This is a genomic window from Saccharothrix carnea (assembly GCF_003014735.1).
Taxonomy (GTDB): domain Bacteria; phylum Actinomycetota; class Actinomycetes; order Mycobacteriales; family Pseudonocardiaceae; genus Actinosynnema; species Actinosynnema carneum.
This window is the reverse complement of record NZ_PYAX01000028.1, coordinates 1-23,060: the sequence shown is the minus strand read 5'-3', so window position 1 is coordinate 23,060 and position 23,060 is coordinate 1. Positions and strand designations below refer to the sequence as shown.

General features: G+C 70.8%; 18 protein-coding genes and 1 pseudogene. 6 read left to right on the top strand and 13 right to left on the bottom strand.

Features of this window, described 5'->3' with window-relative positions:
• Window positions 1-336: 336 nt before the first annotated feature.
• On the top strand, window positions 337-2,634 hold the full coding sequence (locus B0I31_RS38815; protein WP_106620374.1) for a rhamnogalacturonan lyase family protein: 2,298 nt from the start codon (window positions 337-339) through the stop codon (window positions 2,632-2,634).
• Between the two features lie 91 nt (window positions 2,635-2,725).
• On the opposite strand, the gene B0I31_RS38810 is transcribed toward B0I31_RS38815, so the two are convergent.
• A complete protein-coding gene (locus tag B0I31_RS38810; RefSeq protein ID WP_106620373.1) occupies window positions 2,726-5,455 on the bottom strand; it encodes an exo-rhamnogalacturonan lyase family protein in 2,730 nt (909 codons plus the stop codon).
• Window positions 5,456-5,722: 267 nt separating this feature from the next.
• Here B0I31_RS38810 and B0I31_RS38805 point away from each other — a divergent pair, with 267 nt between their 5' ends.
• Window positions 5,723-6,811, top strand: a complete 1,089-nt coding sequence (locus B0I31_RS38805) for a LacI family DNA-binding transcriptional regulator (RefSeq protein ID WP_106620372.1) — start codon at window positions 5,723-5,725, stop codon at window positions 6,809-6,811.
• 73 nt (window positions 6,812-6,884) lie between these two features.
• Here B0I31_RS38805 and B0I31_RS38800 read toward each other — a convergent pair whose 3' ends face one another.
• From B0I31_RS38800 to B0I31_RS42420, 9 genes are all read right to left on the bottom strand, one after another.
• On the bottom strand, window positions 6,885-8,780 hold the full coding sequence (locus B0I31_RS38800; protein ID WP_146174119.1) for a GH32 C-terminal domain-containing protein: 1,896 nt from the start codon (window positions 8,778-8,780) through the stop codon (window positions 6,885-6,887).
• A gap of 56 nt (window positions 8,781-8,836) precedes the next feature.
• Entirely contained in the window at window positions 8,837-9,778 is a 942-nt protein-coding gene (locus B0I31_RS38795; RefSeq protein ID WP_106620370.1) for a carbohydrate kinase family protein, read from the bottom strand.
• A 189-nt stretch (window positions 9,779-9,967) separates the two neighbouring features.
• Window positions 9,968-10,813: a carbohydrate ABC transporter permease gene (locus tag B0I31_RS38790; RefSeq protein ID WP_106620369.1), complete on the bottom strand. Its 846-nt coding sequence runs from the start codon at window positions 10,811-10,813 to the stop codon at window positions 9,968-9,970.
• Window positions 10,810-11,760 (bottom strand): carbohydrate ABC transporter permease, encoded by a 951-nt coding sequence (locus B0I31_RS38785; protein ID WP_181320763.1) that lies wholly within the window; start codon window positions 11,758-11,760, stop codon window positions 10,810-10,812. The genes B0I31_RS38790 and B0I31_RS38785 overlap by 4 nt, the downstream gene beginning before the upstream one ends.
• A gap of 67 nt (window positions 11,761-11,827) precedes the next feature.
• Window positions 11,828-13,132 (bottom strand): ABC transporter substrate-binding protein, encoded by a 1,305-nt coding sequence (locus tag B0I31_RS38780; protein ID WP_106620368.1) that lies wholly within the window; start codon window positions 13,130-13,132, stop codon window positions 11,828-11,830.
• Window positions 13,133-13,145: 13 nt separating this feature from the next.
• On the bottom strand, window positions 13,146-15,260 hold the full coding sequence (locus tag B0I31_RS38775; RefSeq protein WP_219911000.1) for a glycoside hydrolase family 36 protein: 2,115 nt from the start codon (window positions 15,258-15,260) through the stop codon (window positions 13,146-13,148).
• A gap of 34 nt (window positions 15,261-15,294) precedes the next feature.
• On the bottom strand, window positions 15,295-17,472 hold the full coding sequence (locus tag B0I31_RS38770; RefSeq protein WP_106620400.1) for a carbohydrate-binding protein: 2,178 nt from the start codon (window positions 17,470-17,472) through the stop codon (window positions 15,295-15,297).
• 128 nt (window positions 17,473-17,600) lie between these two features.
• A complete protein-coding gene (locus tag B0I31_RS38765; protein WP_106620367.1) occupies window positions 17,601-18,656 on the bottom strand; it encodes a LacI family DNA-binding transcriptional regulator in 1,056 nt (351 codons plus the stop codon).
• A gap of 152 nt (window positions 18,657-18,808) precedes the next feature.
• Entirely contained in the window at window positions 18,809-19,150 is a 342-nt protein-coding gene (locus B0I31_RS42420; RefSeq protein WP_342751538.1) for an FAD-dependent oxidoreductase, read from the bottom strand.
• A 45-nt stretch (window positions 19,151-19,195) separates the two neighbouring features.
• Between B0I31_RS42420 and B0I31_RS42415 the strand changes: the two genes are divergently transcribed.
• The 3 genes from B0I31_RS42415 to B0I31_RS38750 are packed head-to-tail and all read left to right on the top strand — an operon-like array spanning window position 19,196 to window position 20,063.
• The gene (locus B0I31_RS42415) at window positions 19,196-19,393 is read left to right on the top strand and encodes a hypothetical protein (RefSeq protein WP_245950773.1); all 198 of its coding nucleotides are present in this window, start codon (window positions 19,196-19,198) and stop codon (window positions 19,391-19,393) included.
• The gene (locus B0I31_RS38755; protein ID WP_106620365.1) at window positions 19,393-19,758 is read left to right on the top strand and encodes an ATP-binding cassette domain-containing protein; all 366 of its coding nucleotides are present in this window, start codon (window positions 19,393-19,395) and stop codon (window positions 19,756-19,758) included. Before B0I31_RS42415 ends, B0I31_RS38755 begins: the two co-directional genes overlap by 1 nt.
• A complete protein-coding gene (locus tag B0I31_RS38750; protein WP_106620364.1) occupies window positions 19,755-20,063 on the top strand; it encodes an HAD family hydrolase in 309 nt (102 codons plus the stop codon). The genes B0I31_RS38755 and B0I31_RS38750 overlap by 4 nt, the downstream gene beginning before the upstream one ends.
• Window positions 20,064-20,117: 54 nt before the next feature.
• Here B0I31_RS38750 and B0I31_RS38745 read toward each other — a convergent pair whose 3' ends face one another.
• The gene (locus tag B0I31_RS38745; RefSeq protein WP_146174118.1) at window positions 20,118-21,017 is read right to left on the bottom strand and encodes a fibronectin type III domain-containing protein; all 900 of its coding nucleotides are present in this window, start codon (window positions 21,015-21,017) and stop codon (window positions 20,118-20,120) included.
• A 354-nt stretch (window positions 21,018-21,371) separates the two neighbouring features.
• Window positions 21,372-21,749, bottom strand: a complete 378-nt coding sequence (locus tag B0I31_RS38740) for a winged helix-turn-helix transcriptional regulator (protein ID WP_106620362.1) — start codon at window positions 21,747-21,749, stop codon at window positions 21,372-21,374.
• Between the two features lie 158 nt (window positions 21,750-21,907).
• Between B0I31_RS38740 and B0I31_RS38735 the strand changes: the two genes are divergently transcribed.
• The gene (locus B0I31_RS38735) at window positions 21,908-22,861 is read left to right on the top strand and encodes an NADP-dependent oxidoreductase (protein WP_219911004.1); all 954 of its coding nucleotides are present in this window, start codon (window positions 21,908-21,910) and stop codon (window positions 22,859-22,861) included.
• A gap of 114 nt (window positions 22,862-22,975) precedes the next feature.
• Here B0I31_RS38735 and B0I31_RS42410 read toward each other — a convergent pair.
• Window positions 22,976-23,060 (bottom strand): annotated as a pseudogene (locus B0I31_RS42410) (fasciclin domain-containing protein); the annotation flags it as partial.

The following is a 23,060-nucleotide window of genomic DNA, read 5'->3' as shown; positions in this document are numbered from 1 at the left end:
GCCCGGTCCACCGGCAGGCCGAGCCCTTCCGACGCCGCCGTCGACGCGACCGGCCATGTAACCGTTTACTGTCTGCAACAGTAGAGGCAGGATTCCTGCCAGGTCAACCGGTTGACTGAGCCAGGTAAGCGCTTTATGTTCAGAGCGCCGGCTCCACCGGACACCCCGCCAACGAGTCGCGCACGACCTCGACGCCCTGGTCCACCGGGGCGGGACGCTCGCCGACCGCCGACCAGGCCAGGGTCGACTTCACCCTCACGTCCGGCCCGACCGCCCTTCCCGGCCGGGTGCTGAGGCACGCCCTACGGACAGGTCCCACCACCGAGAGGAAGCTCCGTGATCCACCCGAACCCCTTACGCCGGCGGTGGCGTGCCACCGTGTTGGCGACCGCCCTGGTCGTCGTGGCAGGCGTCATCACGGCGGTCGCCTCGACGCCTGCCGCCGCCGCGACCATCGACACCAACGCCTGGTACCAGCTCGTCTCCCGGCACAGCGGCAAGGCGATCGACGTGTGCGAGCAGTCCACCGCCGACCGCGCCTGCATCCAGCAGTTCGCACCGCTCGACCAGGCCAACCAGCAGTTCCAGTTCGTCCCCTCCGGCAACGGCTACTACCGGCTCAAGGCCCGCCACTCCGGCAAGGTGGTCGACGTACTGGACTGGTCCACCGCAGACGGCGCCCAGCTGGTCCAGTGGCCCGACACCGGTGCCGCCAACCAGCAGTGGCAGGTGCTGGACACCGACAGCGGCCACGTCAAGCTGGTCAACCGCAACAGCGGCAAGGCGATGGACGTCTGGGAGCGGTCCACCGCCGATGGTGGCCGCATCTCCCAGTACACCGACAACGGTGGGGTCAACCAGCAGTGGCGGATGGTCGAGGTCGACGGTGGGACCCTGCCCGGCGAGGGTCGCAAGATGGAGAGCTTGGGCCGCGGTGTGGTGGCCGTGCGGTCGGGCGGCAGCCAGGTGCTGGTGTCCTGGCGACTGCTGGGACTGGACCCGGCCGGCATCGGCTTCAACGTCTACCGCTCCACCGGCGGCGCCGAGGTCAAGCTCAACCCGTCCGTCCTGACCGGCGGCACCAACTACGTCGACTCCACCGCGAACCTCACGCAAGCCAACAGCTATCGGGTGCGCCCGGTGGTCAACGGTGTCGAGCAGGCGCCCAGCGCGGCGTTCACCCTGCGCGCCAACGCCGCGACCGAGCCGGTGGTGCGCGTGCCGCTGCGCGCGGGCGGTGCGGTGAAGTTCCTGTGGGCCGGTGACCTCGACGGTGACGGCGAGTACGACTACGTGCTGGACCGCCAGACCTCACCGCAGAAGATCGAGGCCTACCGCCGCGACGGCCGGTTCCTCTGGCAGGTCGACATGGGCCCCAACAGCACCAACCAGAACAACATCGAAGGCGGCTCGTCCACGATCGACGTCGGCCACAACGACGGCGTCACCGTCCAGGACCTCGACAGCGACGGCCGCGCCGAAGTCGCCGTGCGCATCGCCAACGGCGTCACGTTCGGCAACGGCGTCAGGTTCACCGACAGCAACGACAACCGCCAGCACATCGCCATCCTCGACGGGATGACCGGAGCGCCCCGCGCCACCGCGCCCGTGCCGACCGACTACCTGGCAGACGGCCCGATGTACGCGCGCTTCGGCGTCGGCTACCTCGACGGCGTCAACCCCAGCCTGGTCGCGTTCATGAAGAACCGGATCGGCAGCGGCGACTTCAACCTCATGTTCGCCGCCTGGCGGTTCACCGGCAACGCGCTGACGATGCAGTGGAAGTTCCTGCGCGGCAACCAGGACCTGCCGGACGGGCACAACACCCGCATCATCGACGTCGACGGTGACGGCCGCGACGAGATCGCCGAGATCGGCTTCGTGCTCAACGGCAACGGCACCCTGCGCTACTCGCTCGGCCCGGCCGGTGTCGTGCACGGCGACCGCTTCCACCTCACCGACATCGACCCCGGCCGCCCCGGGCTGGAGGGCTACGGCGTCCAGCAGAACAACCCCAGCGGCCTGCGCGAGTACTACTACAACGCCGCCAACGGCAGCATCATCTGGCGGCACACCGGCTCGGGCGTGGTCGACGTGGGCCGTGGCATGGTCGGTGACGTCGACCCCCGCCACCCCGGCATGGAGGTCTGGTCCTTCGACGGCCTCTACAACGCACCCACCAACCGGCTCACCCAGTCGGACACCTCGCTCCAGCCCTGGCCGCAGCTGGGCCTGCACTGGGACGGCGACACCACCATGGAACTGCTCAACGACGGCAAGTTCGAGAAGTGGAACCCGAACAACCCCACCACGACGAGCAGGGTGCCCCGGCTGCTCACCACCTCCGACTACGGCGCGGTCGACGCCGCCCAGGGCAACTCCCCCGTCCTCCAGGGCGACATCCTCGGTGACTGGCGCGAAGAGGTCCTCTACACCAACGCCGCGTTCAACGAGCTGATCATCTTCACCACCGACCGGCCCAGCACCACCAGGCTCTACACGTTGGCGCACAACCCCGCCTACCGCAACGCCATGACCCTCAAGGGCTACATCCAGTCCCACCACGTCGACTACTTCCTCGGCGCGGGCATGGCCACACCACCCCGTCCGAACATCACCTACCCACCCAGGTAAGCCCTCTCGGCACGGTGACACCGCGGCCCGCCACGGATCTCCCGTGGCGGGCCGCTGCGGAGGGGTGCCCGGTGAGAGGGCCTCGGTCTGGCTACGAGGGAAGGTGGTCTCCCACGAGGGCCAGGCACTGGATGGCGGCCAGGCCGTACTGGGCGGAGGCGTTGACCGAGGCGAAGCCGGCCTCGTCGACCGGCTTGAGCACAGTCGGACCTTGCACCCGCACGGATTTGAACTCCAGCGTGCGCGGGTAACCGGCGTGGCCGGTGTCGAACTCCTTCCACGCCCGTGCGGCCAAGGCGGTGTCGCCGAGCTTCGCGGCGGCGTAGGCGGTGAGTCGGGAGTGGGCCTGGCGCAGGTTGAGGCTGCCCCAGGACTGGCCCGTCTCGGCCTGCTGCTCGGCGGTGGTGCCGTTGTAGAGGCGGCAGTACCGCAGCCACGCCCTGGTGAACGCCTCGTCGCCGGTCAGGTCGATCAGCTCGCTGCACACCTCGACCAAGCCGAACACCGACCCCAGCGAACCGACGTTCACCGCCGGCTGCGCGGGCGCGAACGAGCCGTTGTCGAGGTCGTACAGGCCGCTGCCCTGCGCGAACCCGTTGGGCATCGCCGCGATGGTGCGCATGCCGTTGAGGAGCTTCTCGCGGGCGATCGGGTCGCCGCCGCGCTCCCACTCGGTCAGCCACGCCAGCGCGAGGCCGCTCCAGTCCGTGCCGGTGCCGACGCTGAGCGCGTGCGGGTCCGGTTCGTACGGGCCGGTGCGGATCTTGCGGATCGGGTCGAGCGCCAGGAAAGTCCGGTCGGCGTCCACGAGGTCGCGCATCAGGTCACCGGTGCGCTCGTCGGCGGTGAGGAAGTAGAGGAAGCGGCGGTAGCCCGCGTTGCTGATGCGCAGTTGCTTGGCGCTGTCGGCCCAGTGCTGCACGCCGTGGCGCGTGCCCAGGTCCTGCCACTTGCCCAGGTGGTAGACGTCGACCTCGCCGGTGTGCCGCGTCATCGCCTCCGCGAACCGGTACACCTCGGCCTTGCCGGTGCGCAGGTAGTGGTACCAGAGCCACAGGTCGGTAGACAGCTCGGAGTTGTCCCACGCGTAACCGCCGACGTCGTAGCGCCACACGTGCCGGTCCGGGTCGTAGCTGTGCATGATGTCGCCGTAGTCCCAGAAGCCGTACCAGGACCGCTGCTCGACCTGCCCGCTGTGGTAGTCGAACAGGAAGTCCAGGCGGTCCTCGATGCGCGCCTTGGCCGGGGTCGAGCGGTCGACCGGCGCCCAGTCGCCGAACACGCCGGCCGCGTGCAGGTGCGCCGGTGGTGCGACGACCTGCGGCGGCGTCCGCACCGCCTGCGCCAGCTCCGCGACCCGGGCCGCGGCGGGAGTCGACTCCAGCGCCCAGAACACCAGCTCGGTCGTGCGGGCGATCCCGTACGGCGTGCCGAAGCCCGGTTCGTAGTCCTCGTAGGTGATCTCCAGGCCTTCCAGCTGCTCGGCGTAGGTGTCCTGGCCCATGCCGTCGTGGTAGAAGCGCAGGTCCATCGGCGCGGCGTCGGGCGACCACAGCCACACCGTCACCTCGGCGGTGTCGCCGGCCGCGCCCCGGATGTCGAGCCCGGTGGGGTGCAGCTGCCAGAAGTGGCGCATGCCGAAGGCGAACCCGCCGCTCGGACCGCCGACGTAGCCGAGCCCGCCGGCCCGGCCTGCGGAGTCGACGGGGAGCCAGCCGTGGCCCGGCTTGGTGCGCTTGCGGACCTGGAAGCCGTCCGCGGTGAGCTGGCGCAGCGAGTAGTCGCCGAACGCGGGGACGAGGTGCAGCCGGGAGCCGACCCGCGTGTCCCACGTGTGCACCGGCGGGGTGGCCCGTCCCGCGACCTGGGCCTGGCGGACCGCCGCACCGGGATCGCGCCGCAGGCCGGTGACACCGCGCACCGCTTCGGACAGCACGCCGTCGCCCGGTCCGGCGAAGCGCACGTGCCGGTCGTGCGGCTCGTCGCGCATCGGCACCTCGAACCGGATGCCCAGGCCGCGGATGAAGTCCTTCTTCTCGTCGCCGTCGTACACGAACGTGTGCACGGCGCGGATGCCGTCGCTGCCGGCGTAGAAGTACAGCCGCACGGTGAACGGCAGCCACGTGCGGTTGCCGTGGCGGTGGCCGCCGTCGACCCTGACCACCGCGCGGACCGGGCCGGACTGCTCGACCGTCACCGTCTCCGTGCGGCCGGTGAACCTCTCCGGCTTCGCCGCGCCGCCCTCGTCGTCACCCGGCTCGTCCTGCCGCAGGCACACCAGCCTGCCGTTGCGGGCGATCTCGCGGTCGCCCCGGAACAGGGCGCGCACCAGCTGGTCGCCCTTCTTGGGGATCACGCACCGGACCACGCCGGTGCTCACCACCACCTGCTCGCGACCGTCCTCGACGGTCACGGCGGTCGCGGGAGTCGCGGGCGTTCCACCGGTGAGCACGTACTGCTCGGCCGGTGGCACGTCGGCGCCGATGGCGTGCGCGGTCCACTTCAGCGAACCGTCCGGCCAGTACGCGGTGGCCCACGTCTGCACGGGAACCTGCTGCCCGGCGGCGGTGCGCAAGGCGAACGCCTGCTCCCGGGGCACCTTGCCCTTCGGCCACGGCACGCCCCACGTGGACCCGGCGGCCAGTTGCCGGGGTGTGCCGCCTTCCAACCACCGGAGTGGGACGCCGTCCTCCGGCAGGCCGCTCACCGCGGCACCTGTGCCGGGTTCGGCAGCCGCTGGGGCCACGGGGTGGACGAACGGACCGGCGGCACCGACCGCGGCCGCGCCGAGCAGGAGATTTCGTCGCGAGATCATCGACATGCGGACTCCACAAGGGGTGAGCGTTGCACAGGTGGAACGACTCCCGGTTGAACCGTTTACATGCACATGATCGCAGCATCGCACGCATTTTCTGTCAACAGCCACCCGTCGAACGGGATGCGTTTACGGCGTCCGCAGCACGGGCGGACCATCGCGGCGACGCCTGGCGCACGCCGCTCGACCTGCGGTGATTTGACACCAGGACGGTCAGCCGGAAACATCTCGTGTAAGCGGTTTACCACCGGGTTTCGGCAACGAGGGGGCGGGATGGTCCGGCGCGCGGCGTCCGACAGCGGGGTGCCACGCCCCACGACGATCCGCGACGTGGCCGCACACGCGGGCGTCTCCGTCGCCACGGTGTCCCGGATCCTGTCCGGCACCTACCCCAGCGCACCTGCCACCCGCACCAGGGTCTTGAAGGCCGTGCGCGAGCTGGACTACGTGGCCAACGCCAACGCGCGCGGCCTGGCCGGTGCGAGCAGCCGCAGCGTCGGCATCATCGTCAACTCCGTCGTCTCACCGCACTACGCGCACGTCGCGCAGGGCGTGCAGGCGCAGGCCGCGGTCGACGGCAAGCTGTGCATCGTCGGCACCACCGGCGGCGACCCGGAGCGCGAGCTGGCCACGGTCCAGCTCATGCGCGAGGAGCACGCCGAGTGCGTGATCCTGGTGGGCAACGTCGTGGCCGACCAGGCCTACCGGGAGCGGATGGTCGACTACGCCCGCGCGTTGGCGCTGGCGGGCTCGCAACTCGTGCTGTGCGGGCGCCCGGCCCTCGGCCCGGACGTGCCCGCGCTGGTCGTCGAGTACGACAACACCGGCGGAGCGCACGCCATCACCAGCCACCTGCTGTCGGCGGGCCACCGGCGCATCCTGTTCCTCGGCCGCCGTGACGACTACAGCACGCAGGACAGCCGCATCGCGGGCTACCGCAAGGCCCTGGCGGACCACCGCGTCCCCCACGACCCCGGCCTGGAGGTGGTGGGCAGCATGGAGCGCCGCGAGGGCCACCGGATGATCGGCGAACGGCTCGCCGCCGGACCGCCCGACTTCACCGCCGTCTTCGCCTGCAACGACCTGATCGCCGCCGGCGCACGGCAGGCGTTGCGCGAACACGGCCTGCGGGTCCCCGACGACATCTCGCTGGTGGGCTTCGACGACCTGTCCCCGTCCGCCGACATCGACCTGACCACCGTCCACGTGCCACACGAGGAACTGGGCCGCACCGCCGTGCGCATGGCCCTCGAACGCGTGCGGAACAAGTCCCAGGTGGCCGAGCACGTCCTGTTGGGCACCCACATCGTCATCCGCGACTCGGTCCGCCCGCTCATCCACACCGAGCCCCCGGCTCCGTAGAGCCGCCTGGTCACGAAGTGGCGGGACGCAGGGTGGAGGTGCGACCGCCCACCCCGCGTCGGACCGTTTGTCCTCAGTTGGTCGGCATGCTCCACGTCTGGTTCGGGCCGCCGACGCAGTCCCACACCTGCAGTTGGCGGCCGTTGGTGGCGTTGCCGGCGTCGAGGTCGAGGCAGCGCTTGGACCACGAGTTCTGGTACTGGTTCGTGCCGATGCGGATCCAGCGCTGGTTGTCACCGCCCCAGCAGGGGTGCGTCTTGAGCCTGGCGCCGTTGCCGATGGTCTCACCGGGTTGGTCGAGGCACTCGTTGCCGATCTTGATCTTCCCGGCGGCGGTGAACGTCCAGCGCTGGTTGGTGCCGTTCCAGCAGTCCCAGATCAGGACGAGAGCGGTGGCGTTGTCACGGTCGACGCACTTGTTCGCGCCGTTCCACTTGATCATGCCGACGCCCTGGTCCCGTCCGCTCGGTGCGCTGCTCCAGGCCTTGCCCAGCCGCCGGAACGTCAGTGATTCGAGGCGGACCGTGCCGTTGTTGGCGTAGGTGCGGATGCCCAGGCTGCGGCTGGAAGAGTCGAAGTCGACGTTGTCGGTGACCGAGACCTTGCCGTCGTTGCCGAAGGTCTCCAGCTGCCCGCGGTCGACGAGGACCCGCAGCTTGACGCGGTTGTCCACCGGTGGCATGGGTGCGTCGGCGAGGGTCTGCCGGACGCGGTCGTAGCCGATCGCCGCGTCACGGGTGCCGTCGGCGCGTCGGTGCAGCTCGAAGCCGAAGTCGGTGGCCGTGGCTCCCGCGAGGTCGTAGGTCGCCTCGATCTCGTAGGTGTCGGCGGAGATGCCGTTGAACGGGTTGGTGGCGAGGTCGTTGGAGATGGTCAGGTTGCTCCAGGTCTGCGCCGGCTGGCGGATGGTCGAGATCTCGGTGACGGGGTTGCGGGTGACCCGGATGCCTTCGGGGAACGTCCGCAGGCCGAGCTGGGCGGGGAAGGAGGCGTTGCCGGTCCAGGTGGCGCCCTTGTTGCCGGGCTGCCAGAACATCTGGACCACCCGGTTGTCGGGCATGTTGGTGAAGGTGAGCCCGGCGTAGGCGGTCCCGCCGAAGTCGGTGCGTCCCACGTCCATCCGCTGCGGTCGCGACCAGCCGGCGTCCGGCACGAAGACACCGGCGCTGTTCAGCGTGCCGATCACGTACTCGCCACTGGCGTCCTGCAACACCCACTTCGGGTTGGCGGTGTTGCCGTCGACGGGGAGTTGGTAGAGGTCGGGGCACTCGAACAGCCAGTCGGCGCGGTACTCGCCGCGGTAGGTCCAGTCGAGCAGGTTCGTGGAGCTGTAGAACTTCGCGGTGTTGCCGCCTTCGTTGCCCCAGAAGACCATGCCCCACCGGTTGCGTGCCGCGTCCCAGTAGACCTTGGGGTCGCGGGACTCGTACGGCGTGGAGATCACCTTGGCGCCGCCGTTGTACATCCGGAACGTTCGCGCGCCATCGGTGCTGTAGGCGATCGAGACACCGTTGGTGTTGGTGAACAACAGGATCGGCGCCTCGGTGCCGGTCTTGAGACCGGTGACGTTGTTGTGGTCGACCCAGCCGCCGCCGGAGAACAGCGTGGCGTTGTGCAGGCTCGGCTCCAGGGCGATCGGCTGCTGCGTCCAGTGCACGAGATCCCGACTGGTCGCGTGACCCCAGTGCATCGTGTCCCAGTACATGCCGTGCGGGTTGTGCTGGTAGAACAGGTGGTAGACGCCGTTGTGGTACAGCGGCGCGTTCACGTCGTTCATCCAGCCGCCTTGCGAGCTGAAGTGGAACTGGCCGCGCAACGGCTCGTTGTAGTCGGTCGCGTCGTAGGGGTACTCCGGGTAGGGCGCCGCTTGCGCCGAGGGCGCGGCGATGGCGGTGATCGCGACCAGGATCGCCACGGCCATCACGGTGGTGGTGCGACGCCTGGGCGATCGCTTGAGGAATCTGCGCATGCCGGCCTCACTTCACGTCGGCGGGAAGGGGGAGCTTGCTTCGGGGCGGTCCGGGCTCAGGTCACGCAGCGGACTTCATCGGGGAGCAGTTCGTCGAACCACGGTGAGTCGGCGCCGGGGCGGGTGCAGGTGATGGCCGCGACGCGTTGGGCGTAGGTGACGGTGTCGGTCAGCTCGACGTGGGTCACGGTGGTCAGGTTGGTCCGGGTGAGCAGGTCGTTGCGGTCGAAGGCGGCCAGCAGGCCCGCCATGAAGGCGTCCCCGGCACCCACGGTGTCGACGACGTCGACGGGCAGGGCGGGCAGGTCGACGTGGCCGGTGGGCCCGGAGGCGTGGACGCCCTCCGCTCCGCGGGTCACGACGACGAGAGCGGCCCCTTGGTCGTGCCACTCGGACACGACGTCGGCGAGGGGGCGGCCGGGGGCGATCCACCGCAGGTCGTCGGCGCTGACCTTGACGACGTCGACCATGCCGAGCCAGCGCCGCAACCGGGCCCGCACGGCGGTGTCGTCGCCGATGAGCGACGGACGGATGTTGGGGTCGAAGGTGATGACGCGTTGGGGGTGTTCACGGGACAGCAGGGTTTCGAACACCGCGGCCATCGGCTCGACCGCGAGGGCGAAGGACCCGCCCACGTGCAGTGCCGCGTCCGGCGGGAGAGCGGACGGCAGGTCGGCCACCTGCCAACCGCCGTCTGCGCAACCGTCGATGTAGAACGAGTAGTCCGCCACGCCGTCCCGGTCGACGTCCACCACGGCGAGCGTCGTCGGCGCGGTCGACGCGGCGAGGTAGCGCAGGTCGACGTTGGAGGTTTCGAGGTGAGCGCGCAGCAGTGCGCCCAGGCGATCGTCGGCCAGGCGCGCCAGCAGCGCGGTCGGCGTGCCGAGCCTGCCGAGGCCGACCGCGGTGTTGGCGGGGCTGCCACCGGGGATGGGGAGGTAGCCGCCGGAGCGGTCGGGCACGAGGTCCACCAGGGCCTCGCCACCAACGATGATCATGTGGAGTTCCTTGTCGGTGAGGTGACCATCCTTTACGTCAACGTTGACGTAATAGAGCGGCAGGCACGGCGAAGCGCTTCTTAGATCATTTGCCAGTGGCGACTTTCGTTAAGTCATCGTTGACGCTAGCTTCGTGGCCCAGCTCACGACAAGCTGCCGTTACACAAGCGTTACCCGGGCGCGGTCCGCCTACTTCACGGCACCGCTGGTGATGCCGGAGATGATCTTTCGCTGCGCCACGACGAACACGGCGACCAGCGGGAGGCTCATGAGGATCACGTAGGCGAAGACGAGGTGCCAGTTGTTCAGGTAGAGCCCGGCGCTCGCGACGCGGAACAGGTTGAGCGGCAAGGTGTCGAGTCGGCCGCCGACGACGAAGAACGCGTAGAAGACGTCGTTCCACACGTAGAGGCAGATGAGGATGGTGGCGGTGGCCAGCACCGGGCGCAGCATGGGCAGCACGACCCGGCGGAACACGGTGAACGGGCCTGCGCCGTCGATCTGGGCGGCCTCCTCCAGCGACACCGGGATCGTGCGGACGAAACCGGTGACGAAGAAGATCACCGTGGACAGGTAGATGCCCGTGTAGACGCCGATCATGCCGAGGGCGGTGCCCGCGAGACCGAGGTGGCGCAGGAGGAGGACCACGGTGACCACGGCGGGCGGCAGCACGATCCCGCTGATGGCCAGGGCGTAGAGCACGGCGGTGAGGCGGGTGGCGCGGCGGGCCAGCACCCAGGAGGCGAGCGATCCGACGACGAGGACGCCGGCGACGGTGGGCACGACGACGAGCAGGCTGCCGAAGAAGGCGGCCGGGATCTCGCCGGCGGTCCACACGGTGGCGAAGTTCTCCCACAGGTGCCACTGCGAGGGCAGCGCGAGGTTCGGGGCCAGTGCTTCGCCCTGCGACTTGCCCGCGGTGACGACGACGAGCCACAGGGGTATGCCGATGACGATCGCGCCGAGCAGTACCGCCACGAACGGCTGGAGCCGGGTCCACACGCGTGCGTCGCTGAGCCGTGGTGCTGTCGTCACAGGATCTCCTCGCGCTTGCGCAGGAAGCGGATGACCGGGAACGCCATGAGCGCGACGAGCAGGAACAGCACCAGGCTCATGGTGGTGGCCTGGGCGAAGAGGCCCTGGCCGAAGGTCCGGTAGATGAAGATGTTGAGGATTTCGGTGGTGCGGGCCGGTCCGCCGCCGGTGGTGGCCTGCACGATGTCGAAGCCGTTCATCGAGCCCAGCAGCGCGGTGGCGACGTTGAACGTCACGGCGGGCGCCAGCAGCGGAGATTTGATCGCCCAGAACGCCCGCCAGCGCGACGCGCCGTCGATGTGGGCGGCCTCCAGCAGGTCCTCGGGGATCGTCTTGAGTCCGGCCAGGTAGATGAGCATGGACAGACCCATCCACTTCCACGCGTGGATCACCGCGACCACGACGATCGTCCAGGTCGTATCACCCAGCCAGGCGTACTGGAACGGGTGTCGGGTGACGGCCTCGATCAGCTGGTTGAGGCTGCCGTCCGGTTTGAGCAGGGCCTGGAAGACGTAACCCACGGCGAGGGCGGACATCAGCACCGGGATGAGGAAGAAGACCCGGACGACCCGGTTGAGCCGGGTGTCGCGTTCGAGCAGGACGGCCAGCGCGAAGCCGAACGCGTTCTGGAACACCGCGACCAGGACCGCGTAGACGACGGTGATCCGCAGGGCGCTGAACAGGGTGCCGTCCGCGGCCAGGTCGGTGAAGTTCTCGATGCCGACCGCGTTGATGTCGCTCTTGAAGCTGGACCAGTCGGTGAACGCGTAGACGAAGTTGAACAGGGTCGGCAGGAAGAAGAACACGCCGAGGATCGCGAGCGCCGGTGCGATGAACCACATCGGGTGCGTGCGCCGGTGCGCGGTGCCGGGAGGGCGCCGGGGCACCGGCGCGGGTGTCTGCGTGCCGGAGTGGACCGGCACCGGTGTCTGCTGGGCCGTGGACATCGCGGTGGAGCTCCTTGAGAGGGGTGGCGCGCGCCGGACGCGAGGGCCGCGCCCGGCGCGCGTCCGGTCAGAAGCCGGGGACGCCGGCGGCCTTGGCGAGTTGTTCGAACTGGTTCTGGGTGGCTTCGGCCACCTGCTCGGGGGTCATGGTGCCGGTGATCATGTCGGCGAGGTTGAGGTAGAGGTCCGGGTTGGCCACGGCCAGCGCCTGCATCGAACCGACGGCCGTGGGCAGTGCGGCGTGCACGTCGAGCAGCGCCTGGGGCACTCCCGGCGGGTTCTGCACGGCGGGCTGGAGGGAGACGGTCTTGCGGTCCTGCACGAACTTCTCGTAGCCGGGGCCCATCCAGTAGGACAGGAGCTGCCGGGCCGCGCCTTCCCGCTTCGCGTCGCCGGTCTTGAAGGCGACCAGCGCGTTGGACTGGTCGGGGATGAACGTCCCGATGTTGCCGGACGGCGAGATCGGGAAGAAGCCGATCTTCCGGTCCAGGGTCGCGGTGTCGGCCTTGGCCTGGAGCTGGCCGAAGAAGGAGTCGACCTGCACGACCATCGCGGCCTCGCCGTCGAGCAGGGCGGTGCCCTGGTCCTCGAACTTCGCGGTCTTGATGTCGGCGTTGAACAGGCCCTCGTCGATGAGGGACTTGTACTTCGTGATCGCGTCCAGCACCGGCTTGCCGGAGAACGTCTCACCACCGGTGTTGATCCGCTCCCACAGGCCGTCCTTCGCCGCGTCGGCGAGCTGGACCTGCACCCACCACTGCGTGGCCCAGCGGTCACCGGCCATCTCGTGGAACGGCGTGACGCCCTTGGCCTTGAGCGTGCGCGCCAGGGCCACCATCTCGCCGAAGTCCTTCGGCGTCGAGGTGATGCCGTTGGCGGCGAAGACCTCCTTGTTGTAGTAGACGCCCTCGACGGCCGGGCTGGTCACCAGTGCGGCGTAGCGGGTGTGGTCGAGGATGCCGGTGATGTCGCGCAGCGCGGGCGCGAGCTGCGGCAGCCAGGGCGCGCCGCCGAGGGGCTGCAGGTTGGCCTTGGCGTTGATCGCGGTGAGCATGGACGCGGTCGGCTGCCAGAACGCGAGGTCCGGCTTGTCACCGGTGGCCACCTTGGTCTGCACGCCCTGCTCGTACGGGTCGGGGATGGTGACGATGTCGACCGACGCGCCGGTCGCCTGCTCGAAGCCCGCGACGACCGACTCGGGCACGGTGTTGCTGTTCTGCGCGGCCCAGATGGTCAGCTCGACACCGTCGAGCTTCGCGGTGGGGTCGGCCCACGTGACGGGGGTGTCGGCGGAGGTGTCCGCGCCGGGGTCGCTGCACGCCGTCAACGCCAGTGCGAGCGCTGCCGCGACGACGCCGAATCGCTTCTTCATGGTGGTCGGTCCTCTAGGGGAGTAGATCGGTGGCGGTGATGCGGAACAGCCGTGCGGCGGCCGGTTCGCGGTCGGTCGGGGTCACGGTCAGCGCCCCGGTGTCGGCGGACCACTCACTGGTCCAGGCGGGCAGCCGCCCCGGGTACAGCACCTCGACCTGGACCTGCCGGTCGCGCAGGTGGCGGAGGGGGAGCGTGATGGGAGTCGTCGTGCCGGTCCGGCGCCACACCGCGAGGTAGGTGACGTCACCCGTCCGCAGCCCGAGGCTGAGCCACGGGTCCTCCCAGCCGGGCAGGCCGAGCGGCCACACCGGCACCGACTTGGCCAGGTCGGCGCGGATGTCCTGGTGGACGCGCACGGCGTCACGCACCGCGTCGAGCTGTCCGGCGTCCGTGTGGTCCAGGTGCCCGGACAGGTAGAGCCGCCCGAGCATCCCGGTGACCAGCGTGAACGCCACCTGCTCGGCGGACATGTCGGGCTGCGGGTAGGCCCAGCTCGCCGACTGCTCCGGCAGCACCGACAGCGGGGCCGCCACCGCGATCGGCGGGTAGCGCAGCGGGTCCTGCTGATCGCTGGTCGACTGCAGCTGCATCCGGGACAGCAGTGCGTAGTCCATCCGCATCGCCCCGGACGCGCAGTTCTCCAGCACCAGGTCCGGGTGGCGGTCCAGGACGCGGTCCAGCCACGCCTGGTGCGCGCGGTTGTGGCCGAGCAGGCCGTCGCCCGCGCTGTCGGCGCCGACGTCGGTGCCCACGCCGGGGTCGATGTTGTAGTCCAGCTTGAAGTAGCCGACGCCGAGCTGCTCGACCAGCCGGTCGACCACCTCGTCCAGGTGCGCGACCGCCGCCGGGTGGCGCAGGTCCAGGTGGTAGCGGTCGTGCTCGACCACCCGCACCCCGCCGTGCCGCAGGAAAGCCTCCTCCGGCAGCTTGTCGGCCACCGGGCTGCGGACCCCGACGACCTCGGGCTCCAGCCACAGCCCGGGCACCATGCCGTGCTCGCGGATGCGGGTGAGCACTTCCTCGATGCCGCGCGGGAACCGGGTCTGCGACGGCTGCCACTCCCCCACGCTGTCCCACCAGCTCGCGCCGTCGTCGTACCAGCCGGCGTCGATGCAGAACACCTCGGCGCCGACAGCCGCGGCGGCGTCGACCAGCGGCAGCAGCCTGGCCGTGGTCGGGTCGCCCATCAGGGTGTTCATGTAGTCGTTGAACACCACCGGGAGCGCGGTGTGGTCGCGGTGCGGTCGCACCAGTGCCCGCCGGTGCCGGGTCAGCTCCGCGGCGGCGCCGTCCAAGCCGTCGTGGGACACCGCAACCGAGGCCGGCACGGTGGTGAAGCTCTCCCCCGGTTCCAGCAGCCGCCGCCACTGGTGGTCGACGTCGGTCGGGCCGAGCAGGGCCACGTACGCCCCGTCGAGCCGTTCGCCCACCTCCCACCGCCACGGCCCGTTGTGCTCCACCTGCCACAGCCAGGTCTGCCCGCCGACGCGGTCGACCAGCCCGCCGGTGGGCAGGTGGGTGCCGGTGGACCAGGCGCCCGCGCTGACGACCGCGATCCTGCCGCGACCGTGCTGGCCGTGCGACCGGAGGTTGAGGTCGGGCACGCGGTCGCGCAGCGGGCGCCGGGTCCACCGGCCCTCGCCGAGCCACTCGCTGTCGGCGGCCACCAGGTCGAGGTCGTCAACCTGGTGGCCACCGAAACCGGCGGCGAAGGACGTCACGCCCAGCAGCAGCACCGGTTCGGTGCCCCCGTTGGTCACCCGGGTGGTGATCTGGCACGCGCCCACACCGTCCGCCGACCGGAAGGTGGTCTCCGCGGTCAGCCCGGTGTGGTCGTCGCGCTGGTCGACCCGCAGCTCGTGCCACGGCCCGAACCGGCTGCGCGCGTCGCCGATGTGGACGAGCCGCCGGCCGAGCGAGGTGTCCGAGAACCGGTGCGACACGCGTGCCCGTCCCGCACCGGCGATCAGCAACTCCACCAACGGCTGCGCGGCACGGTGCGGGTGGCGGGTGCCCCGGCCGGACAAGGTGCGCACGGCCACCGGACCGTCCAGGGGCACGTCCAGCACCAGTTCCAGTGCCGAGTGGCCCCAGACCAGGCCCGTACCGGTTTCCGACGAAGTCAACGCTGCTCCTGTCGTGCGCGTGGGGAGGGAACCGCTAGCCGAGGGGCGCGGCGATCCGGATCAGGTCGATGTTCGGGACGTAGCCGCTCGACGCGTTGCCGAACGTGATCGTGTTCGCCCCGGCCGCGAGGTCCACGTCGACGACCGTCGTGTGGTAGTTCGACCAGCCGAACGTGTTGCGGAAGTACACCCGCTTCGACGGGCCGCCGTTGACCCTGATGTCCGCGCCCCGGTCCACGATGTTGTTGTTGTAGCTGTGGTCGCCTTGGACTTCGGCGTTGGCGTAGGCGACCACCATCCGGTAGCGCCCGGCGGAGGGCACCGTGACGCCGGTGAAGCCCAAGGTGTTCGCCGCACCGGCGCCGATCCAGCCGACGTACCGGCCACCGGAGGCCGCCGCGTCGTCCACCCGCACCGCCGTGCCGCCCAGCGCGTTGCCCGCCGCCTCGGCCTCGTAGGTCGTCACCGTGCCGGTGGTCGGCGTGACGTCGAGGTAGTCGAGGTTGACCGCGTCGCGGTCGTCGCCCGCGTAGGCGTTCACCTCGACCTGGCTGATCCCGGCCGGCAGGAACACCTTGGTGGTGGCGGTGTTCCAGGTGTTCCAGTCGGGGGTGCCCGGCAGCGCCCGGTCGGTGAGGTCGGCGCCGTTGAGCCGCAGTCGCACCGACCGGTTCGCCGGGGCACCGCTGTACGGGCCGGCCGAGTAGCGCAGGCCGAGGTTGTAGTAGCCGTCCGCGGGCACGGTCACGACGAACTTGGTGCTCGCGGTCGTGCTGGCGCCGTAGCCCTCGACGAAGTACGTGCCCGAGTAGCCGGTGTTGCCACCGTGGGTGATCCGGGCGGAACCGTCGACGCGCGCGTACTCCGCCTGGTACCGCGACGAAGGACCGGCGGCGGCGAGGTCCTTGTTCGGCGTGATGATCACGTGGTAGGCGGAGGTGCCCTTCAGACCGGTCAACGGGATGGAGACCTGCCCGCCGCTGCTCGCGAAGTCGCCCTCGGCCACCACGTACGGCCCGGCGGACGGGTTGAGGCCCGAGCTGTCCACGCCCCACACCGTCGCGTGCACGGTGGAACCCAGGTACGGCGCCGATCCCAGGCCCCGCACGACGACGTTCGTGTCGTAGGTGCCCGACACCGGGTTGTTGCCGCCGAACACCACGCGGGCCTGCTGCTTGGCCGCGTCCAGCGCCGCGACGCCCTGCAGCGAACCGTTCGGCGACGGTGGCGTGACCGCGACGGTGTGACCGGTCAGCTCGCCGTACCACTTGTAGAGCCACCACGCGCCGGTCGCCTGGTTGTTGCGGGTGACCAGGTCGTTGAGCCCGCCCGCGGTGCTCCAGTACGCCAGGCAGCCGTCCACCTTGCTCGCCTCGAACTTCGAGACGAACTGGACCAGGTTGCCGGGCACCCCGAGGTCGCCCGAGAACCGCCCGTACTCGTTGATCGAGATCTGCCGGGGGCTGATGCCCAGGCTCCGCTCGATGGCGCGGTAGTCGTCGAAGTGCTGCTGCCAGGACGTGAAGAAGTCGTCGCCCAGCTCGTGCCACGCCGTCACGTCCGGCAGCACGCCGTTGTCCCGGGCGAAGGTCAGGAACGCGCGCAGGTCGGCCGACCGGTACGAGGCGAAGTTCGGCCCCGCGATCCGGGCGCCGGGGTCGAGGGACCGGATGCGCTGGTACACGGTCTTCCAGTCGGCCAGGAACCGGCCGCGCAGCTCGGTGGAGTACCAGATCCCGTCCGGTTCGTTGAACGGCACGTACACGTAGGACGAGCGGTGCGGGTCCGCGACCACCTTGCGCACCATGACGTCCACTTTGGACAGGTAGTCGGCGAGCCCGAGGTTCTCGTAGGGCCAGTCCCGGTAGATGTCCTGCATGTAGATCTGGATCTCGCGGCCACCGGCGCGCTTGAACATCGGCGCGATCTTCAGCGCGTCCCCGTTGGGGTGCTGCAGGCCGTCCGGCGCCTTCTGCGCGGTGACCTGCGGGCGCAGCGCGGCGAGCATCGTCTGGTTGGGGATGCCCTCGTCGCCGAGCCCGTACAGGAACCCGGTCGCGCCGTACCGCAGCGCTCCGGTGTTCGCGGCCAGGTCGACCAGCAGTTGGGACGGTGCGGCGGTGGCCTGCGTCGGCACCGCCGTGACCATCGCCGCGGTCACCGCCAGGACCACGCCCAGGACCCTGCTGCGACTCGCTGTCTTCGGATTCATGTCCGCCATGACCTCCACGTCGAGGTTCGAGCCCGGATCAGTGATGTGACCGGTCACATCGCCGGTCCGAAGGAAGTGTGAGCGTTAACACGCGTCGAAGAGAAGGGGCCGTTACCTTGTTGTTACCGTCACATGCCGGTGCGAGTGGGCGGCGGTGCCGTCGACTCGCGTACCACCAGGCACGGCGGGTCGAGCTTGACCCGTGGCGCCGGATCGGCGTCGTCGGACAGCAGGGCCGCCAGGCACGCGCGTCCCAGAGCGGCGAAGTCCATCCGCACGGTGGTGAGCGCGGGCGTCCAGAACTCCGCGCCCGGCACGTCGTCGAAGCCCACGACGCTCACCTCACCCGGGACGTCGCGGCCCGCGTCGTACAGCGCCCGGCGCACCGCGATGGCCGTCGTGTCGTTGCCGCACAGCACGGCCGTGACCAGCGGATCCGCCGCCAAGGCACGTCCGGCCCGGTAGGCGGAGCGCGGTTCCCAGCCTCCCGGCACGACGGCGGGAACCGGCGCGCCCGCTCGTTCGAGGGCGTCGCGCCAGCCCGCCTGACGTGCGCTGGCACCCGTCTCCGAGGGGATCGCCACGTGGTGGACCGTGCGGTGGCCGAGCGACAGCAGGTGACGGGTGGCGTCGGAGGCGGCCTGACGTTCGTCGAGGAAGATCATCTCGCGGGGGACGTCCGGCAGGCCGCCCGCCTCCGTGGCGGCGACCGCGGGCACGTCGAGCGGGAGGGCGCGCAACACCGCCGCACCGGCCGCGTCGAACGCGATCACGACCACCCCGCCCGCGCTGGGATCGCTGACGTACTCGACCGCGTGCCGCACGTCGTCGGGCCGTTCCGACTCGACCACCCGGATGCCGACCGACAGCCCCAGGGGCCGGGCCGCCTCCTCGATGCCGCGCAGGGTGGACGCGTACCCGTACAACGTCGTGTCCGCGGTCACGACCGTCACCCCGTGCGCACGCCCGAGACCGAGCGCACGAGCCGCCCGGTTCGGCCGGTACCCGAGCCGGTCGATGGCCTCCAACACCTGCCGCCGGGTGTCCGGACGAACCCGCGGCGAGTCGTTGAGCACCCGTGACACGGTCTGGTACGACACCCCGGCCGCGGCCGCGACATCGCGAATGCTCGGTGCACCCGCCGAACGCCGCCGTGCTGCCCCACCGGGAGAAGATCGCGCCACCGGGCCATCTTCGGCCGTCAACACGCTCAAGGCAAAACCCGACCCCCACCACGATCGTGGGCACAGCGCACTTGTCCGGCGGTTCCGGCCGAGGTTCGTGACACCGATCTCGGCGCGTACGAGGGTGCCGATCTCGGCGGCGGACCGCCGGGTCAGGGCGTGTGCTCGGGCCGGCCGACGCTGAGGTGGTCGAGGACGGTGGGGGCGAGGCCGGGGTAGCGCAGCATTGACGTGCCGGACAGCACGGCCGGGTCGATGGTGTGCCCGCCGGGTGGTGCCACCTCGAACATCCGCAGGCGGCAGCGTCGCAGGCCGGCTTCGTCGGCGAGGTCGGGCAGCAGGCGGTCGACGTCGTGGCCCACGGCGACGACGGTGGCGTCGGCGTCGAACACGCCGCGCGTGGTGCGGACCAGGCCCGGTTCGACGCCGGTCACCGCGGTGCGCCAGTGGAACCCGACGCCCTGGCCGGCCAGCCACGTGGCCACGGCGGGCACCGCTTCACGGGGACCTCCGAGCCGATCCCGAACGACCCGATCACGGTGCGCGGCGACCTGGCGCCGGAGTTCAAGACCGCGGTGAAGGACGCCCTGCTCGAGCTGCCGCCGGACGCCGTGGCCGAGATCGGCAAGCTGCTCGACGTCGACCCGCCCGGCCCGCTGGTCGCCGTCGACCGGTCCACCTACCAGCCGCTGTTCGACCTGGCCGAGACCATGGGCCTGACCGAGGCGGACATCTGATGCTGGCCCTGTCCGGGATCACCGTCCGCTACGGCGACCGGCGCGTGCTGCACGGCGTGGACGTCACCGTGGCGCGCGGCGAGCTGCCGGCCGTGCTGGGCGCCAACGGCTCGGGCCAGTCCACCCTGCTGCGCGCCGCCGCCGGGTTGACGCCGGTCGAGAACGGCGAGGTCAACGTGCGCTCGTCGCTGGTGCTCGGCCTGGTCGGGGCGGGCGGCATCGGGTTCCTGATCAACCAGTCCATCAAGCTGTTCAAGTTCGACGAGATGCTCACCCACATCCTCGTGGTCGTCGTGCTCATCGTCGCGGTCGACCGGCTCTCCGCCGCCGTCCGCCACCGACTGTCCGAAGGAGACCACGCATGATCGCGCTCGCCGCGCTCGACATCGCAGGCACCACAGTGGACGAAGGCGGCGCGGTGTACCGCGTGCTCAGCGCCGTCGTCGCCGACCACGGTGTCACCGACCCCGCGCACGTCCTGGTCGCCGGCGACACGGCGCTGGACGTGCGCGCGGGCCTCGCCGCCCACGCCGGGATCGTCGCGGGCGTCCTCACCGGCGCCCAGACGCGCGCGGAACTGTCCGCCGAGCACCCGACCCACGTGCTGGGCGGCGTGCACGAGATCCCGGCGCTGCTGGCCGACCAGGAGCTCTCGCGCGGCACAGGCTGAACCCGTGGCGGTGGCAGGTCGTCCGTGATCGGCGCGGGTCGCCGGTGCGCGGTGTCAGCTGTCGGTGGGCGGCGTGGCGAACACCAGGCCCTGGCTCGGTGGCGACGAGAAGCCGCGCATGTCCCGCGTCACGATCTTGACCCGGTGCTGGCTGTCGGGCGCCAAGCCGGTGATCGTCGCCTGCTTGGCGGTGGTGAACGCGACCTTCGCACCGTCGAGGTAGACCTCGTAGCCCCAGGTGTCGAACCACCACGGGACCGCGTGCCAGGTCAGCGAGGCGCTGGTCGGCGTCACGGCGGTCACCTGCAATCGCGACGGCCGCACCGGGTGTTCGATGATGCTGGACTCGGAGGTCAGCGTGCCCAGGGCGCCGCTCTGCGCCGGGTCGGGCGCGCACGTGGCGGTGATCGTGCCCAACGGCGTGCCGTCAGCCCGCTCGGGCCGCAGCGACAGCTCCAGGTCGCCGAGGTGGATGGCGTAGGCACCGGCCCGGTCGAAGCGCAACTCGGGGAACCCGCCCGCCGCCACCAGCGGCAGCCCGTCGCCCGACGCGGTGACCCACGTCGGCGCGAACGCCAGCACGGCCTCGCTCTCCAACGTGACGGGTCCGGCGAAGCTCGCCGCGAGCCTGGCCGTGCTGTCACCGTCCAGCCGCACCCCGCCGCGCGCCGCCAACCCCGCCCGGTCACCGCCGAGCGCCAGGTCGACGTCGATGAACGCGGGCTCGGAGTACGGGATGTCGCCGCCGGCGACGCCTTCCTTCGGCAGCACGAACGTCACGTCGGCCTCGACGACCAGTTCCGGCCCGGACGTCACCGCGCACGTGTAGTCCAACTCCAGCCCCACCGGTGTCGCGGGCGCCGCGTGCGCGCTCCCCGTCGACATCCCGGCACAGGACAACGCCACGGCCACCGCACCGATCACGGCACGCCGGGAGTTTCGCCCTCGTCGCATGGCTGTTCCCCTCTACCTGGTGGGAACGCCGTGGGCACGCCGCTCCCACCGCACGAGCGGCGGCTACCTCGATTGTCCCGGTGCCGCCGCCGGTCCGGCAGACCTCGCACCGAACCGCGGCGTGGATCGCACCGAAGCGACGGCATCCGGGACGATCCAGGTGATCACGGACCGAGTGGTCCTGCCCTCGCCGTGCCGCACCGGCAGGTCAGGAGGTTCCGCGCGCCTCCGCGACCGTCCCTGACCCGACAGGACCACGTCCACTCGACCGGGTGGTGGAAGAACGGTGAGCAGATCGCGTTCCGACCGCATGACGAACGCGTGGCCGTGCGAACTCCCGCCGCGCCGCGGGCGTCAGGCCCCCGTCGTCGCCTTCGGGTGGATGCGGTCCAGGTTGTCCTCGACCCAGTCGCGCAGCTGCGCCAGTGGCTTGGCCACGCTGTAGCCGAGGTCGGTGAGTGCGTACTCGACGTGCAGGGGAACGGCCGGGTAGACGGTCCGGGTGACGAAGCCGGCGTCCTCAAGGCGGCGCAGCGTGGCGGTGAGCACCTTCGGGCTCACGCCTTCCAGGCGCCGCTGGAGCGCGCCGAAGCGCTGCGGGCTGTCTTCGAGAGCGCCGATCGCGAGCGCGGACCACTTGTTGGCCAGCAGGTCGAGCACGTCGCGGCACGGGCACATCGCCGCGTAGACGTCGTGGTGGTCGTGCCGGTCCGTGGTGCAGCTCGTCGCCATCCTGAGCCGATCCCCCTCTGACCTGTGTCGCTTCCCAATGGATAGTAGCTGCCCTTGCGGGTTACCAGTGCCCGGTGGGTAGCTTCGGCGGCGTCGACGCGGGCCGCCGGAACCGGGGCCGGACACGATCGAGGAGGAGCACGATGTCCACACCGACCATGAGGGCGATCAGCCAGGACCGGTTCGGCGGCCCGGAGGTGTTGCGCCCGGTCACCGTCGCGCGGCCCGTGCCGCTGCCGACCGAGGTCCTGGTGCGGGTCCGCGCCGCGGGGATCAACCCGGTCGACTGGAAGACCCGCGCCGGCAACGGGGTGGCCGGTTCGCTCGGCGAGCCGCCGTTCGTGCTCGGGTGGGACGTCTCCGGCGTCGTGGAGGAGATCGGCTTCGGGGTGCACACCCTCGAAGTGGGCGACGAGGTGTACGGGATGCCGTGGTTCCCCCGCCAGGCGGGCGCCTACGCCGAGTACGTCACCGCCCCCGCGCGCCAGTTCACCCGCAAGCCCCGGGGGTTGAGCCACCACGAGGCCGCCGCCGTGCCGCTGGCCGGGCTGACCGCGTGGCAGGCGTTGACCGACGCCGCGCACGTGACCGCCGGTCAGCGGGTGCTCGTGCACGCCGCGGCGGGCGGTGTCGGCCACCTCGCCGTGCAGTTCGCCAAGCACCTCGGCGCCCACGTCATCGGCACGGCCCGCACCGTGAAGCACGACTGGCTCGCCGCGCTCGGCGCCGACGAACTCGTCGACTACACCGAGGTCCGGTTCGAGGACGTGGTCCGCGACGTGGACGTGGTCATCGACCTCGTCGGCGACGGCCACGACCACACCAGCACCCGCTCGCTCGACGTCCTCAGGCCCGGTGGCCTGCTCATCGAGGTGCCTTCCGGCGCCTCGCCCGACCTGGTGGCGCGCGCACAGGAGCGCGGCGTGCGGGCCGCCTCCTACCTCGTGGAACCCGACGGCCCCGCGCTCGCCCGCATCGCCGAGCTCATCGACAGCGGCGCGGTGACCGTCGAGGTCGAGGACGTGTTCGACCTGGAGAAGGCCGCCGAAGCCCACCGCCGCGGCCAGGGAGGACGCACCCGCGGCAAGCTGGTCCTCCAGGTCGCGCCCTGACCTGGTCGAGACGCGCGGCGATCACCGGGCTCGTGAACGGCGTCAGCGATCGCCCCGCGGGATCGCGACCGGCTGGAGGTCGGTCGCGATCCCGCGGGGCGATCGGCGGTGAGGTCAGGAGGTGGGCATCATGACCTTGTCGATGACGAAGACGGTGGCGTTGGCGGTGGGGATGTTGCCGCAGAGGACCTTGGCGCCG

What these genes read in the sequence shown, in the direction of transcription:
- B0I31_RS38810 (WP_106620373.1), bottom strand. Translation starts at nt 5,455, where the DNA reads ATGTCGATGATCTCGCGACGAAATCTCCTGCTCGGCGCGGCCGCGGTC.
- B0I31_RS38805 (WP_106620372.1), top strand. Translation starts at nt 5,723, where the DNA reads ATGGTCCGGCGCGCGGCGTCCGACAGCGGGGTGCCACGCCCCACGACG.
- B0I31_RS38800 (WP_146174119.1), bottom strand. Translation starts at nt 8,780, where the DNA reads ATGCGCAGATTCCTCAAGCGATCGCCCAGGCGTCGCACCACCACCGTG.
- B0I31_RS38795 (WP_106620370.1), bottom strand. Translation starts at nt 9,778, where the DNA reads ATGATCATCGTTGGTGGCGAGGCCCTGGTGGACCTCGTGCCCGACCGC.
- B0I31_RS38785 (WP_181320763.1), bottom strand. Translation starts at nt 11,760, where the DNA reads ATGTCCACGGCCCAGCAGACACCGGTGCCGGTCCACTCCGGCACGCAG.
- B0I31_RS38780 (WP_106620368.1), bottom strand. Translation starts at nt 13,132, where the DNA reads ATGAAGAAGCGATTCGGCGTCGTCGCGGCAGCGCTCGCACTGGCGTTG.
- B0I31_RS38770 (WP_106620400.1), bottom strand. Translation starts at nt 17,472, where the DNA reads ATGAATCCGAAGACAGCGAGTCGCAGCAGGGTCCTGGGCGTGGTCCTG.
- B0I31_RS38755 (WP_106620365.1), top strand. Translation starts at nt 19,393, where the DNA reads ATGCTGGCCCTGTCCGGGATCACCGTCCGCTACGGCGACCGGCGCGTG.
- B0I31_RS38750 (WP_106620364.1), top strand. Translation starts at nt 19,755, where the DNA reads ATGATCGCGCTCGCCGCGCTCGACATCGCAGGCACCACAGTGGACGAA.
- B0I31_RS38745 (WP_146174118.1), bottom strand. Translation starts at nt 21,017, where the DNA reads ATGCGACGAGGGCGAAACTCCCGGCGTGCCGTGATCGGTGCGGTGGCC.
- B0I31_RS38740 (WP_106620362.1), bottom strand. Translation starts at nt 21,749, where the DNA reads ATGGCGACGAGCTGCACCACGGACCGGCACGACCACCACGACGTCTAC.
- B0I31_RS38735 (WP_219911004.1), top strand. Translation starts at nt 21,908, where the DNA reads ATGAGGGCGATCAGCCAGGACCGGTTCGGCGGCCCGGAGGTGTTGCGC.